We start from the raw sequence: 18,089 nt of genomic DNA on the forward strand, positions 1-18,089 counted from the left end.
TAAATGAATTTATATCAATCTATCATAATGCTTTTCTATGAAACTTTGATATTGAGTAACTGAATTTAATTATACCGATATTGAAATAGTTTATTGATAAAAATCATAAGTTTAGTTTTTAGACAAAGTGTTTGACCGATTTGTCATCAAATCAAACTATATATTTGTATATTATTTCAAGCATAATAACCATATGACTCATATTTAGAGAATATTATGGCAAGCAATGCTTATCAAAAATTTTATCGTCAATTTACAAAAAAAATCTTAGATAAAATCGTCAGCCCACAAGTTTTAGGCGATACAAAAACACTTGAAAATACAGTTAATGATCCAAACACAGCTAATTTTCCGATTTGCTATGTCATCCAAGATGACTCAACTTCGAATAAAGTCTTGATTGACAATGAAACAGAAAAAAGAAAACTCAGCCCTGCTTTTGCGCCACTTAATCTAGGGGCAGATTATCAGGAAGATGATCGTTTTATCACTTTAGAACCAACCAAAAGCAACGCCTCTGCATACTACCCAGACAAAATTATTCGCTTAGTCGAATATTTACTAAAACATCCTGAGCAAGATGTGCTGTTAGTGCCAACAACGATTTTATGGGGTCGTGCGCCAGAGAATGAAGATAGCTGGTATAAAGCATTGATGACCGATGCTTGGGCTAAACCAACGGGCATTAAACAAGCACTGAATATTACCCTCTATGGCCGTAATAATTATATTGAATTCCATCAAGCAGTTTCTTTACGCCAGTTAATTGACTCAGCCATTGAACTCACACCCAATTTTTCACCAGCGCATTATGTGGTGACTGAGCTCAATAAACAATTTAATGGCTATAAAGAAGCAATTCTTGGTCCTGATATTTCAGATCGTCGCAATGTGATTAACAAACTCATGGTGAGTGATGCGGTCAAAGAAGCCATTCTCAATGAAAGCATTCATAAAAAAATCAGCATCAATGAAGCCGAAGCACTTGCGCATAAATACCTCGATGAAATCGTTTCTGATTTTTCTTATTCGACCTTACGCTTTGCTGAAATTGCTTTAACTAAATTATGGACCCAGCTCTATGACGGTATCGAAGTACATAATTTCGATACGGTTCGTGAACTTGCCAAAGATTATGAAATTGTCTATACCCCTTGTCATCGCAGCCACATTGACTATTTGTTATTATCTTATGTGATTTATAACCGTGGCTTGATGGTTCCCCATATTGCAGCAGGTATTAATTTAAATATGCCTGTGGTTGGGCAACTGATGCGTGGTGCAGGTGCATACTTTATTCGACGTAGCTTTAATGGTAATGCGCTTTATACCGCTGTCTTTAAAGAATATATCTACAGTATGCTCAATCGAAATACACCAATGGAATATTTTATCGAAGGTGGTCGTTCTCGTACTGGACTTTTATTGCCGCCTAAAAAAGGGATGCTCGCAATGACCATCCAAAGTTATTTGCGTGGAAATAGCAAACCGATTGCCTTTATTCCAACTTACTTTGGATATGAAAAACTGATCGAAGGCAGTTCATATATAAAAGAACTGGGTGGGCAGAAAAAACAAGCTGAATCACTATTTGGACTACTTAAATCTATTCAAAAGATTGAAAAAGTCTTTGGTGTTGTCCATGTCAATTTAGGTGAACCAGTTTTCCTTGAAGAGATCTTAAAAAACAACAATGCTCCACAACGTGTTGCTTTACATGAAGAGATGCCTGAGTCTGTTAAAGCCACGGTCAATGATGTTGCATTTGATATTTTGGAAAATATCAATAAAGCCGTGGTGATTAATCCTATCAGTTTGATTTCTCTGGTCTTGTTAAATGCACCAACGCATGCTTTGGCAGAGCGTGAAGTATTGGTACGTTTAGAACAATTCCGCAATCTACTCAAACAGCATCGTTATGATGATCGTATGCAAATCACTGAGCTTTCCAACACAGAAATCATTCAATATGCCATGAAGCTTAAACAAGTTGAATTGATTGAGCATGATAATGAACGTTGGGTGAAAGTCAGTGATATACAGGTGGGCTTGCTTAAGTATTTCAGTAATAACATTCTGCACACGTTTATACTGCCAGCACTGATTGCCAAAGTATTGCGCGTTGAAACAGAGCAGCAGCAATTTGAGATTTCAAAATCTGATTTATATACCCAAGTCATCGAACAATACCCACTTATTCAAAAAGCCTTCTTTTTAAAATGGGATGAGTCTGAGATTGAGGGTGAAATCACACAAATTGTCGATTATTTTGTTGCTGAGAAATTAATTACACTTGAAGCGGATCAAAGCATTAAAATTTCAAATGCAGATCCTAAAATTCGTTTACTTTCAGCCCTTGCTCATTTGTATGATGTCAATGTTGTAAAAGAACCTGAAAAAGAAATCAAAGAGAAATAATCCTTTATGTTTTGGCTTTGATCCGCAATTAAAAAGTTCCTTCATCCACTTGGATAAGGAACTTTTTTATAAGCGCATATAGCTCACATAAGACATAGATTTTAGAAAATATGGCTGATTGATTTACCTTAAAGCAAAAATGATTTTTAGTTATTACTTAGACGTTTTTCTTAGTCTTTCTTAGTCCGTTTTAAATGCAATAAAGCCATGATAATTCAATACTTGAGCAAAGCTTTCAACACGATTAAAGCCTGCTTGTAAATACAAAGCACTCATTTCATCAACAGAAATTAAAGCAAAATCTTGTTCAATACGATCTGTCATAAGTTGCGCCTGTTTTTCTGTTAATCCTGTTGCTAAACTCAGATTTTTTAAAGCTTGTAATTGTTTGGCATTCGAAATTTCCATCAATTCATAACTTAAACATAGACCAGTATTGCTTAGGCGATTTGCAATATCTTTTAAGAATTGTGCTTTCGCATCAACTGGAACAAAATGTGAAACCAAGATAGCCAAAGCCACATCAAAACTCTCATCGACTCGTTTAAGAACAGATGTATCACCTTGCACAAACTGAATTCGAGAACAAAGCTCTAAATCTGCTATATGTTGTTTGGCTTTATCAATCATATTCGCTGCAGGATCGATTGCTGTAAAATTCCAATGAGGAAATTGCTCAGCCAAATATTGCAGTTCATAACCTGTACCACATCCCACGACTAAAATCTTCGCTTGAGTCGATACATAGCTCTTTAATACAGCATGGACTTGTAAATGTATCAGTTCATAACCGGGAATTAATTTACGAATATGTGCATCATATCCTTCAACTACAACTGGATTATTAAAGTCCTTTGCCATTTCTTTAAGCCTTGCAATGATGATTAATATTATTTCTGAGGATGTTTGACTTTCACTGCCTGTAAACAAAAATCAGCGATTTGTTTTACAAAATACTCTTTATAGCTTTTATCAAAACGCTTGGTCTTGGCGATACTTAAAGGTTCAATCACAACAAAAGTCATTGCACCCACGATGCACAATGCGGTGGTGTTTAAATCCTCAAAAATAAACTCACCTGAATGACGTCCTTCAGTCAAAATTTTTATAATACTTTCTTTAATCAATTGTTTACTTTGAAAACGTTCTAACTCAAATTGAGGATCGACAGGTTCAAACAATAAAGAATAAGACAGTCGAGGGCTGTTCATTGCCCTTTTTACAAAAGTTGTAACGGCACGATCTAGTTTTTCTACAGCGCTGAGTTCGGTATGTGCAATATCATTGAGAATATTGACTTCGATATGAATCGCCGCATTTAAAACTTCAATCAGTACCTGATTTTTATTTTCAAAATAACGATAGACCAGTCCACTTGAAACGCCTGCCCGATCTGCAATCGCTTGAATTTGTGCATCTTTAAATCCTCCTTGTGCAACCAGTTCTCGTGCAGACAATAAAATCATCTCGCGGTTCTGTTGCATTTTCTCTTCCATGACAGAGGATCTTTTATAGTTCATAGCGATACGTATATTCCATTCCAAATAAACTGGCAGCGAATAGTTTACCCTGTTGGTACGACAAGGTAATTCAAATTAAATACTAATAAATTTTGCAGCAATAAGCTATCCACCCAGATCGCTTGATTCAATATTTAATAAATCATTTATCAGCTTACAGATCTTGTTGAGGTTATTTTGTACCATTGCTGATCTATCAAATCTTTATCGGTCAAAGCAGTCATTTTAAATTACTCCTTTTTGGAAAATGATCCTTTTTAAGTCAGTGCTAGATTCTTAAGTTTTTTCAAATGAACTAATGCAACATATTAAGACAATGCACAAATGAATTGTCCGATAATCCCCCCTTAAATTGGTCATTACACCCCTTTATTAAATCCAGTAAAAATGATTCACTAAAATCATAAAGCTTTCAGATAAAACTTAAATAAACTAATAGCTTAAGACCTATTATTCACTATAGTTTTATCTGAATTTTATATGCGAAATAAAAAAAACATTCAAGGAAAGAAAAGCATGAAAACTCAATCACTCATTTTCAGTATCCTCAGCATTTTACCCACTGCTTATACTCATGCAGCCGCGATGGATCAATCTGGACAATCGATACTGGCGTTTCTTGAAGACAAGAATTATTTCGAAGCCAGTATTGCCGCAGTTGACCCGAAAGTATCAGGCAAAGTTCGAAATCGACCTGATTTAGTCAATGCAGGCAGCAATGATTTGAGTACAGGTGATATGGCACAATCATATCAATACTATAATGCAGCATTAAAACTGCAAATCGCGCCAAAAGTTTCCTTTGGGCTCATCTATGATCAACCTTATGGTGCTGCAATCGAATATCCTTTACGTAGCAATAATACCTTCTCTGATACTGAAATCAGTATGAAAGGTACCCTTGCGGATGTTGATACTCAAAATATTGCGATGCTATTTGGTTTTCAGCCAGATGCTCATTTTAACCTCTACGGCGGTGGCGTATACCAAACAGTCAAAGGTAAAGTGTCTTTGCGTGGTAATTCGATGAGTGTGTTTAATGGCTATGATGCTAATTTTAAGCAAGATAGTGCTGTTGGATGGCTTGCTGGTGCTGCTTTTCAGATTCCTGAAATTGCTTTAAAGGCAGCCGTGACTTATCGTTCTAAAATCAAGCACAAAATAGATGCTCAAGAAACCATTTTTGGACAACCTTTAGCATTCACCACTGATAAAAATACAGAAATCAACACGCCACAATCGGTAAATTTAGATTTTCAAACAGGTGTATATAAAGATACGCTGGCATATTTAAATGCGCGTTGGGTAAATTGGAAAGATTTTAGAATCCGTCCAACACAGTTTGGTGCACTCACCGAACTGGCAACGGCTGAGTTAAGCCAAGGCCTATATGCTGGTGGATTTAATCTGGATGACTATCAAAAAGACCAATACAGCATCACTGTTGGCTTAGGACATCAATTCACACAAAAATGGGCTGCGTCGGCTGATGTTTCATGGGATTCTGGTACTGGAAATCCTGCTTCTGTATTAAATCCTACCAAAGGCGGTTGGGGCTTAGGGTTGGGTGTTCAATACAATCCTGCTGACAATTACTTTATCGCAGGAGGCATCAAATATATTTGGATCGGGGATGCCACGGCACAAGATGGTACCTATTACATTCCGGTACCCGGTGCTTCAGAAATTGCCCAACAAGGTGATTATCGTGACAACAATGCCATAGGCTATGGTTTAAAAATAGGTTACCGTTTCTAATGCTCAATGCATGATCTTGTTAAAATTATTTTTTAGCGTAGACTTCATTCTAGTGTATATACTTGAGAATGAAGTCTTTTTCTTTTTATTCAAAGACAAATTCATTTTTCCGTCATTTGTATACGCTATAAATTTTAATGATCAATATGAATAAACCTCAGTAAAAAACCAACTTAAATTAAAGGATCAGAATATGAAATTATTACGTTTAATTCCAATTCTCGCTTTAGGCACTATCTTAACCGCATGTGGTGGTATGCCAAAGGAATGTGAAGAATCTTGGAAGCATATGGAAGACTTGGCAAAACAAAGTGGCATTCCTGAAGATGCACTAAAAGAACAGAAAAAAGCCTTTGAAGAAGAAATTAAAAAGTTATCTAAAGAAGATGCTATTCAAGCCTGTAAAGCACAGTCTTCAATCATTGGTATGGTTAAGTAATTTATCCTTGATCTACAAAATGGATGCTTCTGTTTGCAGGCATCCATTTTTTTGCCTGTAAATAAAAACTAAAACTTTAATTTTCACATTTTAATCGTCACAATTTTTTGCTTCACTATAAATAAACATCGGGCCTAAATCATAAGTCTGATCATTTCTTTTCACTTGTGGAATAAATGCACTTGAAATTGAGCCATCTAAATATAAAGCTTGATCTGTTTTAAGCTGCGACTTAAAAATATCAGCAAAATTATAAAAATTGATTTTTCCACGACTTATCACAAAATACAGTTGATTATTTTTAATTCCCACCCCATTGCGAACTTTTAACGAGTCTGAGTTTTTAACGAAAATTGGATTGATCTCACCATTGATCAATAACATTGGACCAGATTGTGTAGCATAGTGAGCTTTAAAATTAGATTTAAGATATTGCTCAGTGGTTTTAATCACAGCTTGCTTATTGTTCCAAGCAACCACACCATTGGGTTGCATAAAAAAATTACCAAATTTGTTTTTTTGTTGGTTTAATTCTATTTGTTGTTTACCTTGTTCAATGTACAAGCCTACTGGTGCAAAATTAGGGTGATACATTCCTGCATTCATGGCAAAACTGATCTGGCATTTTTTTAGCTCTTTTTGCACAGCTGCGAACTTTTTATAGATTTGCCCTTGTTGGTTTTTTAAAAATAGTTGTAGCTGATCTAGATCATCGATACGAACAGCATCTGCGATCACCTTCTTGTCTTTGATTATTTTGATATAGTCAGTATTGGCATTGACTTGAAAGGAAAGTGCACTCAATCCCATCATGCTTATCAGAGCATATACCCCTGTTTTAAAGTTCATAACATCCCCATTCAAAGCGTTATATTTTATCGTGTGATCTATTGAATAATGAAGGCTAATTAGCACTTTTAATGCATTTTTTTACTTAATTATCACTTTAAGGGCTATCAAATTCATTTTGCATGGTTATAATCAAACTATCCTTTCAATTAAATACATGTGTACACTTTATTTGAACTGAGTGGAATATGCAGACAAAACAAATAGCTAAATACCCTTTAGGTGCGCATTTAATCGTCAAACATTTTGGCTATAGCCATCATGGAATCTATGCTGGAAAAGGTCGTGTTATACATTATTCAGGGCTGGCACATTTTGTAAAAAAACGCCCAATCGAAATCACTTCACTTGAAAAATTTTCACATGGTAAAGTGATCCGTGTCCGTTACTATGATCAACCTAAGTTTTCTGGTCGTCATGTGGTGCGACGTATGCGTACACGTATGAACGAAAACAGCTATCATTTGATTATCAATAATTGTGAACATCTGTGTAGTTGGGCAATTACAGGGGTTGAAAGTAGTCCTCAAGTGGTAAAAATGATGAACCGTTTAACCACGATTGGCTATATCAGTTCAATCATGACCTATATGAATGGCTTATTTTTAACAGTTGCAACTACATGTTTTGCTTTGGTTTTATATATAAAAATGAAACTCAGGGCTCAGTCAAAATTAAAACTTCCAACCTATTTATCACTTAAAGAACAACAGCCTAAAAAGTAAAATACTCAGCTAGGTTCATCATATGACCTTAGGCAAAGCCCTGATTTTAAATCACCACTAAAATGGTGGAAATTTGTCTTCAACCAGTTTGAGTTCTATTCCATGTTCCAAATAAGCTTTTAAACCATCCAGCACTGTGGTGAATCCCCCAGTCGCATCTATAATAAATTGAATCAGTTCAGAGCCTTGTAGTGAAATATCATAATTTCTAATTTTTAAATAGGTTTGCTCGGGGCTAATTTCTTCAAATATAAAATCTACCGATGTTTTGGGTTCACCCCAAGTAATTTGAATCAATTTATTTTCAATAATGTTAAATACCATAACCTTTGAGCTAACTTGATACTTATCCCAACTCCATTGCACAATTTTGCCTTCTTTTAGTGGTCCTGTAGAACGACTAAACCAGAATTTTGAAGTGATTTCAGGATCAATAAATGCCTTAAAAACCGTAGACACGGGTTTACGAATTAACATTTGAGTTTCAATGGTTGGATTCATTCTTATTACTCTTATTACTCTTCTAAGCTTATATAGAACTATATGGATAACAAAGTGATACTGATAACATAAGTGCTATGTAATCAGTATCATGTTTTTGTTAACAAATTTAACGGATTAGTTTTGAATAAGTGATGATTCAACAATGCTCTGATAGCGCTCTGAAAATTGACCATTCCAATACGGGTAATATGGATATGCTGGATGAACCGCACTGACTTGATTTAAACGCTGTAATTGTGAATCCGTAAGCACTAGATCTTTTGCAATGAGATTATCTTGCAGTTGTTGTTGATTTCGAGCACCAATCAGTACAGTAGAAACTGTAGGACGTGTTAACAGCCATTTTAAAGCAATTTGTGGAACTGAATATCCCGTTTCTAATGCAATCTGTTTTAAGGCATCGATCACTTGATAAAGATATTCTTCGTTTACAGGTGGCGCAAATTGTGCTGTTTCATGTAAGCGACTATTTTCAGGTAAAGGATGCTCACGATCAAACTTACCTGTCAAACGCCCCCATCCCAAAGGACTCCACACAACAGCACCAATATGCTGATCATGATTTAAAGGCATCAACTCCCATTCATAATCCCGACCAATCAGTGAATAATACACCTGATGTGCCACCATTTTTTCATAACCATAACGATCTGCAATCGACTGCGCTTTCATCAATTGCCAGCCTGAAAAATTAGATGCCCCGATATAACGAACTTTTCCGCTTCGGACCAATTCATCTAAAGTTTTCATAAGCTGATCTAACGAAGTAAAGCTATCAAACTGATGTAACTGTAAAACATCGATATAGTCTGTATTTAAGCGTTTTAACGATTGCTCTACGGCATGAATTAAATAATGACGACTCAATCCGACCTGATTCACTTGTTCATTGCTACGAAGCGCAACTTTAGTTGAAATAATTGCACTGTGCCGATACGGCGCTAATGCAATTCCAAGCATTTTTTCAGATTCACCGTCTGAATACACATCGGCCGTATCAAAGAAATTAATTCCTGCATCTATACATGTAGTAATCATTTGATTGGCTTCTTTCTGCCCTGCTTGTCCCCATGCAGAAAATAGCGGACCTTTCCCACCAAAGGTTCCAGCACCAAATCCCAACTCAGATACTTTTAAACCAGAATTGCCTAAAAAATTATATTTCATGATCATTCACCTTGATTGAATAATGTGTCTCATCACAAAATAACAACTTGGTATTATTTTAAAAATCAGGATAATAAGGAATTACTTTTTCGATTTTATGGAAAATGAATACACAAGACTTTCAATTCTTCTTACGTGTCGCAGACTTAGGTTCAATCAGCCAAGCGGCAAAAGAAGCCAATATTGCAGTTTCAGTAGCAAGTCAAAGGATTCAACGGCTTGAAAATCAGCTCCGTCTTAAACTCTTTTATCGAACGACACGGAAACTAAGTCTGACCGAACAAGCCAAAATATTGATTGAGCAAGGACGTCCACTTCTCGATAATTTCCAGACATTAACCGAAAATTTAAAGCTTCAAGATCAAAAACTTTCAGGCGGCATCAATATCACGGCTTCCGCAACCTTTGGAACACAGATACTGGTTCAGGTTATTGCTGAGTTTTTAAAACAACACCCTGAATTATTAATCAATTTAGATTTAAATGACCAAAATGTAGATCTTATCGCTCAAGGCATGGATCTCGCGATTCGTATTGGCAAACTACAAGATTCTTCTTTTATCGCAAAACCTTTGTCTATCAATAAACGCTTGCTTTGTGCTGCGCCTGAATATCTCGGTAAATTTGGTATCCCCGAACGTTTAGAAGATTTACAGCAACATCGTTGTATCGTACAGCGTCATCAACAAGGCATCAGCAATACATGGAACTTTGTGGATCATGCTAACCCAAATAGAAGATTAGATATCCACGTAAATGGCTATTTTATTACCAACTCAGGCGAAGGGATTCGTCAGGCATCTTTGGCAGGGCTCGGCATATCTAATCACTCACTTTGGCATGTCAAAAACGATTTAGATTCAGGAAAACTGGTTCATGTGCTTCCTAATTTTATGGTAGAACCCACTGCTATTTATGCTGTTATTCCAGATAAAAAATTAATCTCTGATAAAGTAAAAGTTTTTATTGAGTATTTACAGGATTACTTTAAAGACTTCTAATGATGATTTTTAGGGTCTGTTATTCCAAATGACAAACATAATCTACAATTTCACTGGATTGTAGACTAAAACGACTATTTGCAGGTACAGTAAAAGATTCACCAGAACTGTAGACTTCCATTTCCTCTTGATCTGCGATCCGAACCAAGCATTTTCCAGAGACAATCTCAATACGCTCAGTCACATGCGTTTCAAAAGTTAAAGGTTTGTCTGTGGGTAAAATTACCCCCAATGTTTTCTTCGAACCATCTTTGCATTCGATAAGATAACTAATTGATCGTCCTTTATAATGAACATTAGGTTTAATATGGACCGTAACAAAATCAAATTGGGAAGACATATATTTGTCCTGTTTATTATTTGTGCATTTACTATATCGCTTTTCCATAGTATTCCTCAATCAATTTTAAACAGCATAAAAAAAACCTAGCCGAAGCTAGGTCTTAAATCATGATTTTATTCAGAATTGAATAAAAATTATTTACCCGGTTTAAAGCTATCTTTCAAATCTAAGATACGGTTAAACACAGGTTTATCTGCTGTATGATCATATTGATCCGCAACAAAATAACCCTCACGCTCAAACTGGAAACGATCTTCTGGTTGCGCTTGAGCCAAAGCAGGCTCGATCACCGCTTGAAGTACCGTTAAAGACTCTGGATTTAAATTTGCCAAGAAATCATCATCTGCATCTGGTGCAGCTTCGGTGAATAAACGATCGTAAACACGAACCTCAGCAGGAATCCCTTTCGACGCAGAAACCCAATGTACAACGCCTTTCACTTTACGACCTTCTGGGTTTTTACCTAAAGTTTCAGGATCAATTGAACATTTCAACTCGATCACTTCACCATTGGCATCTTTAATCACTTCATCACACTTGATCACATAAGCATGACGTAAACGTACTTCACCCTCAGGAACTAAACGTTTAAAACCTTTTGGTGGAACTTCTTCAAAGTCTTTACGATCAATAAAGATTTCAGAGGTTAAAGGAATAATACGATCGCCCATATCTACATTTGGATGACGTGCATGGCTTAAATCTAAATCTGCTGGCAAGTTAGTCAAAGTTACTTTCAATGGATTTAAAACAGCCATACCACGTGCTGCTGTGTTTTCAAGAGATTGACGAATACAGAACTCAAGCATAGCCACATCAACGATACCATCTGTTTTAGACACGCCTACACGCTTACAGAACTCACGTAACCCTTCAGGGGTAAAACCACGACGACGCATGCCCACCACAGTTGGCATACGCGGATCATCCCAGCCATGAACATAGTTACCTTCTACCAATTTACGTAATTTACGTTTAGAGGTAATCGTATAGTCTATATTTAAACGGCTAGATTCATACTGACGTGGAACTGATTGTGAATGCACTTTTTCAACCACCCAATCATAAAATGGACGATGGTCTTGAAACTCTAAGGTACATAATGAATGGGTAATCCCTTCAATCGCATCTGACAATGGATGAGCATAGTCATACATTGGGTACATTTTCCATTTGTCACCCGTTTGATGGTGTTCTGAATGAAGTACACGATATAGAATTGGATCACGCATATGTACATTTGGTGAGGTCATATCAATTTTGGCACGTAATACTGCTTCACCCTCTGCCAACTCACCATTGTTCATTTTTTCAAAACGAGCAAGATTTTCTTCAATAGATGCATCACGATAAGGTGAGTTTTTACCTGGCTCGACAAAATTACCACGGTTAATTCTAATTTCTTCTGGGCTTTGTAGATCTACATAAGCATCGCCCTGTTTGATCAACTGAACTGCCCAAGCATGTAATTGGTCAAAATAGCTTGATGCATAGCGAGGTTCGCCATTCCATTCAAAACCTAACCATTTTACGTCATTGGCAATACCATCAACATATTCTTGTTCTTCAGCATCTGGGTTGGTGTCATCAAAACGCAAGTTACACAAACCATCGTATTCTTGAGCGATGCCAAAATTTAAGCAAATAGCCTTTACATGGCCAATATGTAGATAACCATTTGGCTCAGGTGGAAAACGTGTAACAACTTTTTGTGTACGGCCCGCTGCCAAATCTTCTGTAATGACTTGGCGTACAAAATCTAAGCCCGCTTGTTGTTCTTGCTGCGCATTATCGACAGGGCTTGGACTATTTGTCGGGGTTTTCGGCAGTTCTGAAACAACATCATTTGGCTTCATAGTTGATAAATCACTTCTAAAAGTTAAAATTGAATATAGAAAATGTGATTTTATCCTTTTTTAACAAAAGAATTTCACATTTTTACTTGCTATGTAGTTTACAGTTTGCTTATGCTTCTCTCAACCAAAAACCCATGACATTTTTAGTCATGATTAGGAGATTATAGAATGAGTTTTCCTCAAGTCGAATTAAACACCAACAAAGGACGCATTGTTCTTGAACTTAACTCTGAAAAAGCACCAAAAACTGTTGCTAACTTTTTAGAATATGTTCGTGATGGTTTTTATGATGGCGTAATCTTCCATCGTGTTATTGATGGTTTCATGATCCAAGGCGGTGGCATGGATGAAAACTTCAAAGAAAAAACCACACGTGATTCAATTGAAAATGAAGCGGACAATGGTTTAAGCAATGACGAAGGTACGATTGCAATGGCACGTACTCAAGCGCCTCACTCTGCTTCTGCACAATTTTTTATCAATGTAAAAAACAACTCTTTCCTTAACCATACAGGTAAAACTGCTCAAGGTTGGGGTTATGCAGTATTTGGTAAAGTAACTGAAGGTTTAGACATCGTTGAAGCAATCAAAGGTGTTCGCACGGGTAACCGTGGTTATCATGCTGATGTTCCTTTAGAAAACATTGTGATTGAATCTGCAAAAATTATCTCTGAATAATTTATAAATCCTCCCAAATCCTACTTTTAAATTAAGGGATACTGTTCCCTTTACAAAGCAAGCTTGGGAGGAGTTATTAAATAGGAAAAATAAGTGACCTATCTGTTTATCGCGGATTTACATTTGTCACCAGAACACCCTCGACTGGTTCGAGGGTTTTTTGATTTATTAGAACACTATAAATATCAAAATACGCAACTGTTTATTCTCGGTGACTGGTTTAATGCTTGGATTGGCGATGATTATACTGCCCCATGGTTAGATGAAATTATTGAGCATCTAAAACAATTTTCTTTACAAACTGGTAATCAAATATATTTTCAAGTAGGTAATCGTGATTTTGCCTTAGGGCAAACGTTTTTAAATCAGTTTAATGGAAAATTACTACCTGAATTTTATACATTTAGCATTGGTGAAAAAAAATTCCGTCTTGAACATGGCGATGCTTTATGTACTGATGATATCTCTTATCAACGATTTAAAAAAATTATTCGCAATCCGATTGTATTGGGACTTTTAAAAAGCACCCCACTTGGTTTTAGACAAAAACTTGCCAATGGCTTTCGTAAAAAAAGCCGTGAGTCTCAACAAAATAAGTCCTATGAAATTATGGATGTTAACCAACAAGCTGTTGAAAAAGCAGTTAATAATGTCGATCTGTTGGTTCATGGTCATACCCATCGCCCTGAAATTCATGATGTAAATGGTAAAACTAGAATTGTTTTAGGGGATTGGCGCGAAAAAACATCTGAAGCAATGATTTTAGAAGTGGATGAAAATGCGGATTGGAAATTTATTAAATGGACAATTTCAGACACAAATCACTTTACCCATGATTAAAAATCATGATTTTTCACCTTTATTTACGTTTTGAAGATTCACATTTCGCGATTTTAGCATACAATATATCGAAAATTTACGATATATGAGATCGCCTTATGGATGTATTAAATGTAGCAAAAACACGTTACACCACAAAAGCTTATGATTCTTCTAAAAAGATTCCTCAAGCACAATTTGCACGTTTACTTGAAATCCTGCGTTTAACCCCATCGTCAATCAATATCCAGCCTTGGCATTTTTTTATTGCTGAGAATGATGCAGCTAAACAACGTATTGCTAAAGCCTTAGTCGGAAAATATAGCTACAACGCACCAAAGGTTTTAGATTCATCACATACAATTTTATTCTGTACCAAAGCAGATATTACAGAACAGCACCTGAGTAATTTACTTCAGCAGGATGATCTCAGTGGCCGCTTTAAAGATGACAAGGCTAAGCAAGGTCAAAAAGACAGTCGTACAGGCTATGTCTCTTATTATCGCAATGAAAAAGGTGATATTCAGCGCTGGGCGGAAAATCAAACCTTTATCGCACTGGGTCAAATGCTGTTAGCTGCAGGTATTGAAGGTATCGATGCAACGCCAATCGGTGGTTTTGACGAAGATATTCTGACTGAAGAATTAGGCTTAATTGAAAAGAATTTGGTCCCGTCTGTGATTATGACACTCGGTTATCGTAGTGATAGTGACTTTAATGCAAAATTGCCCAAGTCTCGTTTGACCCAAGAAGAAGTCTTTACTCGTCTATAACGTTTAAACTGCTTGCTTCCATTCAATAAGTGCTGTGGGACACATCACGTCCCTCAGCATTGAATCATAAGAATATTTTGTTAAGAGAAATCACTTTCACAGGCATCCATAAATTCATTGATTAATGCGCTTGGATTGGCTCTTTTGGTCCATGAAATGGGTTCTTCATAATATTCAAGTTCATGAATAATGACTGGGAGATTTTTCCCAAATATATCTTGAAGAATATTTTCAGAAAATAATTGCTGAACCATTTTGATTATTTGTGTAATAAACAATTGAGCAAACTGCTCGCCTTTTTCTAAAAGTTCATTAAATAGTGCATCATCTTCTTGTTCAGCATATTCCATCTGTTTTTGAGAATAATAAAATGGCGTTTGCTCAAACCATTGTGCCAAAAGCTGATCATTCTCTCCACCAATATCCCAAGACGGTTCTTGTAACCAATAGGCATAATTCCATTTCGCTTCAGCTTGACTCGACGCTTCAGAAATTTGCGCTTGAAACTGTTGATTGGTATTAAAGTTAAGTTCAACTTTGGGAAAACAAGGTTCATCATCGTCACAATAGTAGTACAAGGCCAAGGCGTACACATCGTGATAATTTTGTGCAATATATTGAATCGATTCAACTAACTTTGCATAACTCGTTTCATGCCAGTGCTTTTGCGTTGTTGATTCTATATTCATAACACACCTAATTATTTTTACTAGCACTCTGGTGAATATGGACATTCACCAGAGTGCAAATACAAAAATATTGCCTATATGATTAAATCGGATGCGAGCTTGCAATTTCCTGACTAATCATCACAGCTGTTGCAGCAGACAACGTCCAGCCTAAATGCCCATGCCCTGTATTGTAAAATACCCGTTCACGTTTTCCACGTTTTACCACTGGCATCATGTTCGGCATCATCGGACGCAAACCTGCCCACGGGATACAATGCTCGGTTGAAATATCGAAGTTCTTATTGACCCAATCTGTTAAAGGTTGGATACGATCTGAGCGGATATCTCGATTATAGCCATTAAATTCAGCAGTTCCAGCAATACGTAAACGATTAGCACCTAATCGTGACGTGACGATTTTCGCACTTTCATCGAGCAAGCTGACCCAAGGTGCGCCATTGATACTTTTCTCATCATCCAATTGTACGGTGATGGAATAGCCTTTTACAGGATAAACATTCACACGGTCGCCCAATTGATTGGCCAATTGGTAACTGCCAACACCACCACAAATCACCACGGCATCTGCACTGAGTTGTTCAACTGCTACTGAACCACCTTCCATGTTTTCAACACTCGAATGATATTGAATATTTACCCCATTGGCAGTGTGTTCTACATTAACGACTTCCATACCAAATAAATATTTTACCCCATATTTTTCAGTGGCTTTGGCAAGTCCAGTGGTAAATTTATGGATATCACCAGTTGCATCACCTGGGCAATAAAAACCACCATAGTATTCACCCGTCAAACTCGGTTCGATGGATTTAATTTCTTCATTGGTCACGGCATGGCGTTCTAAACCACCTTTACATAACAGCGCATTGACGTTGGTTGCCACTTTATAATCATATTCAGAATGGTAGAAATGTAAGATGCCACGTTTTTCTAAATCAAAATCAATGCCTTCTTGTTCAGCAATATTAAATAGCCTTTGACGCGCTAAAAGTGCCATTTTCACTGTATTTTGAGTATTTGCTTCATAGTGTTTGATATTGCCAAGGAATTCGACCAGCCATGCATATTTGTGCAAATCAAAAGATGGATTGAGCAATAATGGTGCATCTTTCTTCGCCATCCATTTAATGCCTTTTAACACAGTGGATTTTTGATTCCACACTTCAGCATTACACGCAGACAGCTGCCCACCATTGGCAAAAGATGTTTCCATTGCGGGAAATAAATGTTTATCAATAACAGTAACTTGATAACCTAATTGAGCAAGTTCATAGGCAGAGGTAACCCCTGTAATACCAGAACCAATAATGACGACATGACACATACGCACACTCCGTTGAAATGCAATATTTTTTATTACATTGTCAATGTATGCCCCATCTGTCATGTGTACCTGAGAGCTTCGATAAAAACCTAAACTATTTAGGCTTTACCATCCCCTTCGGTGAGTCATTTCTTTTTTGTTTTCAATAGAATGACTTCTCTCCAGAGGTTTTACAATGATTACAGTCCTTTTGCCTGAGAGTTTCCGGGGTCGTTGCTCCTTCGGCGAGTCCGCAAGAGACTTCTCTCCTGCAATCATCTTTCCTTGTATTAGCAATTAATATGCCATGAATTTGTTCGAATACAAGTAAAATATGTTCAATTATTCTCTAATTTTTAAATTAAAAATTAAGATCTTTAAATTGCTTAAGAATTAAATAGCTTAGCGATTAACTTGTTCAGCGACTCTGGCTCTGTTGTAGCTTGATTGAAGTCAGCATCAAGCTTTGTCAATTCTTGAAAAGTTGTCGAACATCTTGCAACGTTACAGCGAATGTTTTTCATTTCTCCATTTCTAATCGCGGTAAACAACGCTTTTATTATTATTTTCATATTTATTCATGCTTTAAAATAAGATTAATGGTTTTTATATGTTCCAAATCATCAGGATATAACTCAACATTACGCATACTATGATTTTGTCGATTTAATATCCCGATTTGTTCATCCTGATAAAATTCTTGATTCATCTTTAAACCATTCACGATACAATTTGCGATGTAATCTTGTTGCCCTTGAAATGACGGAATGTTATTTAATCTTTTTGATATTTGAATTTTAGCCTCTAAAGTCTGTTGAGGTTCAACACCCAGCATCGTTAACAATAATAAGAAATGCTGATCATTCAATTGAAAACTCAAAAGTTCTTTTAGGGTAAAAAACCATGCTTCAAAGTGCCCACCCAGATTGCCTATGTATAGATCATTAAGATAATAATTGATCTGCTCTTGAGTAAACTGGATATCTACCCGAATATCCGCACTAATAGAAAATTGGTAATTTCGAATGGTATTATTTTCACTGGGTAGAAATGATTGATACCACGCTGCCAATTCATTGCTATACGGATCTAAACCAACCGCTTCCTCAATCGCCTCATCTAAATTCAACTCCTTTTCTTCATCAAAACCACGAAATAAAAGCATAAACCAATGCCAAAAATGTACATTGGAAAATGAAATTTCCTGTTCTGCAACTTGATGATTTTGATTCATATCGTTTTAA

General features: G+C 36.4%; 18 protein-coding genes and 1 riboswitch. Of the genes, 8 read left to right on the top strand and 10 right to left on the bottom strand.

Features of this window, described 5'->3' with window-relative positions; translation table 11 throughout:
* The first annotated feature begins 216 nt into the window (after nt 1-216).
* Nucleotides 217-2,418 carry a glycerol-3-phosphate 1-O-acyltransferase PlsB gene (plsB, locus tag AS4_RS11520; RefSeq protein WP_096734239.1) on the top strand — a complete coding sequence of 734 codons (2,202 nt, stop codon included), beginning with the start codon at nt 217-219 and terminating at the stop codon, nt 2,416-2,418.
* A 180-nt stretch (nt 2,419-2,598) separates the two neighbouring features.
* Here plsB and AS4_RS11525 read toward each other — a convergent pair whose 3' ends face one another.
* Both AS4_RS11525 and AS4_RS11530 read right to left on the bottom strand, forming a co-directional pair.
* Nucleotides 2,599-3,279 (bottom strand): class I SAM-dependent methyltransferase, encoded by a 681-nt coding sequence (locus AS4_RS11525; protein ID WP_096734240.1) that lies wholly within the window; start codon nt 3,277-3,279, stop codon nt 2,599-2,601.
* 29 nt (nt 3,280-3,308) lie between these two features.
* Nucleotides 3,309-3,938, bottom strand: coding sequence for a TetR/AcrR family transcriptional regulator (locus AS4_RS11530; RefSeq protein WP_167468944.1), 630 nt, complete (start codon nt 3,936-3,938; stop codon nt 3,309-3,311).
* A 516-nt stretch (nt 3,939-4,454) separates the two neighbouring features.
* Between AS4_RS11530 and AS4_RS11535 the strand changes: the two genes are divergently transcribed.
* On the top strand, nt 4,455-5,696 hold the full coding sequence (locus AS4_RS11535) for an OmpP1/FadL family transporter (protein ID WP_096734242.1): 1,242 nt from the start codon (nt 4,455-4,457) through the stop codon (nt 5,694-5,696).
* 193 nt (nt 5,697-5,889) lie between these two features.
* Nucleotides 5,890-6,135 carry a hypothetical protein gene (locus tag AS4_RS11540; protein ID WP_096734243.1) on the top strand — a complete coding sequence of 82 codons (246 nt, stop codon included), beginning with the start codon at nt 5,890-5,892 and terminating at the stop codon, nt 6,133-6,135.
* A gap of 90 nt (nt 6,136-6,225) precedes the next feature.
* Here AS4_RS11540 and AS4_RS11545 read toward each other — a convergent pair whose 3' ends face one another.
* Entirely contained in the window at nt 6,226-6,984 is a 759-nt protein-coding gene (locus tag AS4_RS11545; RefSeq protein ID WP_096734244.1) for a phosphodiester glycosidase family protein, read from the bottom strand.
* A 188-nt stretch (nt 6,985-7,172) separates the two neighbouring features.
* On the opposite strand from AS4_RS11545, the gene AS4_RS11550 reads away from it, so the two are divergent.
* Nucleotides 7,173-7,709 carry a lecithin retinol acyltransferase family protein gene (locus AS4_RS11550; protein WP_004821822.1) on the top strand — a complete coding sequence of 179 codons (537 nt, stop codon included), beginning with the start codon at nt 7,173-7,175 and terminating at the stop codon, nt 7,707-7,709.
* Nucleotides 7,710-7,766: 57 nt separating this feature from the next.
* Here the strand turns inward: AS4_RS11550 and AS4_RS11555 are convergent, their stop codons facing one another.
* Complete coding sequence (locus AS4_RS11555; protein WP_096734245.1) at nt 7,767-8,210, bottom strand: SRPBCC family protein; 444 nt, start codon at nt 8,208-8,210, stop codon at nt 7,767-7,769.
* A gap of 117 nt (nt 8,211-8,327) precedes the next feature.
* Nucleotides 8,328-9,380, bottom strand: a complete 1,053-nt coding sequence (locus AS4_RS11560; RefSeq protein WP_096734246.1) for an aldo/keto reductase — start codon at nt 9,378-9,380, stop codon at nt 8,328-8,330.
* 104 nt (nt 9,381-9,484) lie between these two features.
* Between AS4_RS11560 and AS4_RS11565 the strand changes: the two genes are divergently transcribed.
* On the top strand, nt 9,485-10,381 hold the full coding sequence (locus tag AS4_RS11565; protein WP_096734247.1) for a LysR family transcriptional regulator: 897 nt from the start codon (nt 9,485-9,487) through the stop codon (nt 10,379-10,381).
* 19 nt (nt 10,382-10,400) lie between these two features.
* On the opposite strand, the gene AS4_RS11570 is transcribed toward AS4_RS11565, so the two are convergent.
* Both AS4_RS11570 and AS4_RS11575 read right to left on the bottom strand, forming a co-directional pair.
* Nucleotides 10,401-10,721, bottom strand: a complete 321-nt coding sequence (locus AS4_RS11570) for a pyrimidine/purine nucleoside phosphorylase (RefSeq protein WP_096734248.1) — start codon at nt 10,719-10,721, stop codon at nt 10,401-10,403.
* 137 nt (nt 10,722-10,858) lie between these two features.
* A complete protein-coding gene (locus AS4_RS11575; RefSeq protein ID WP_096734249.1) occupies nt 10,859-12,580 on the bottom strand; it encodes a glutamine--tRNA ligase/YqeY domain fusion protein in 1,722 nt (573 codons plus the stop codon).
* Between the two features lie 168 nt (nt 12,581-12,748).
* On the opposite strand from AS4_RS11575, the gene AS4_RS11580 reads away from it, so the two are divergent.
* The 3 genes from AS4_RS11580 (at nt 12,749) to nfsB (ending at nt 14,850) form a co-directional block, all read left to right on the top strand.
* Nucleotides 12,749-13,258: a peptidylprolyl isomerase gene (locus tag AS4_RS11580; protein ID WP_004821835.1), complete on the top strand. Its 510-nt coding sequence runs from the start codon at nt 12,749-12,751 to the stop codon at nt 13,256-13,258.
* A gap of 93 nt (nt 13,259-13,351) precedes the next feature.
* Nucleotides 13,352-14,098, top strand: coding sequence for a UDP-2,3-diacylglucosamine diphosphatase (locus AS4_RS11585; protein WP_096734250.1), 747 nt, complete (start codon nt 13,352-13,354; stop codon nt 14,096-14,098).
* A 98-nt stretch (nt 14,099-14,196) separates the two neighbouring features.
* The gene (nfsB, locus tag AS4_RS11590; protein WP_004821838.1) at nt 14,197-14,850 is read left to right on the top strand and encodes an oxygen-insensitive NAD(P)H nitroreductase; all 654 of its coding nucleotides are present in this window, start codon (nt 14,197-14,199) and stop codon (nt 14,848-14,850) included.
* Between the two features lie 80 nt (nt 14,851-14,930).
* Here the strand turns inward: nfsB and AS4_RS11595 are convergent, their stop codons facing one another.
* The 3 genes from AS4_RS11595 to AS4_RS11605 form a co-directional block, all read right to left on the bottom strand.
* Complete coding sequence (locus tag AS4_RS11595; protein ID WP_096734251.1) at nt 14,931-15,539, bottom strand: DUF4303 domain-containing protein; 609 nt, start codon at nt 15,537-15,539, stop codon at nt 14,931-14,933.
* Between the two features lie 82 nt (nt 15,540-15,621).
* Nucleotides 15,622-16,866, bottom strand: a complete 1,245-nt coding sequence (locus AS4_RS11600; protein WP_034615308.1) for a D-amino acid dehydrogenase — start codon at nt 16,864-16,866, stop codon at nt 15,622-15,624.
* 172 nt (nt 16,867-17,038) lie between these two features.
* Nucleotides 17,039-17,127: riboswitch (glycine riboswitch) on the bottom strand.
* A 292-nt stretch (nt 17,128-17,419) separates the two neighbouring features.
* Entirely contained in the window at nt 17,420-18,079 is a 660-nt protein-coding gene (locus AS4_RS11605; RefSeq protein ID WP_096734253.1) for an Imm19 family immunity protein, read from the bottom strand.
* Nucleotides 18,080-18,089 lie beyond the last annotated feature (10 nt).

It is taken from the genome of Acinetobacter guillouiae (genome assembly GCF_002370525.2).
GTDB lineage: Bacteria > Pseudomonadota > Gammaproteobacteria > Pseudomonadales > Moraxellaceae > Acinetobacter > Acinetobacter guillouiae.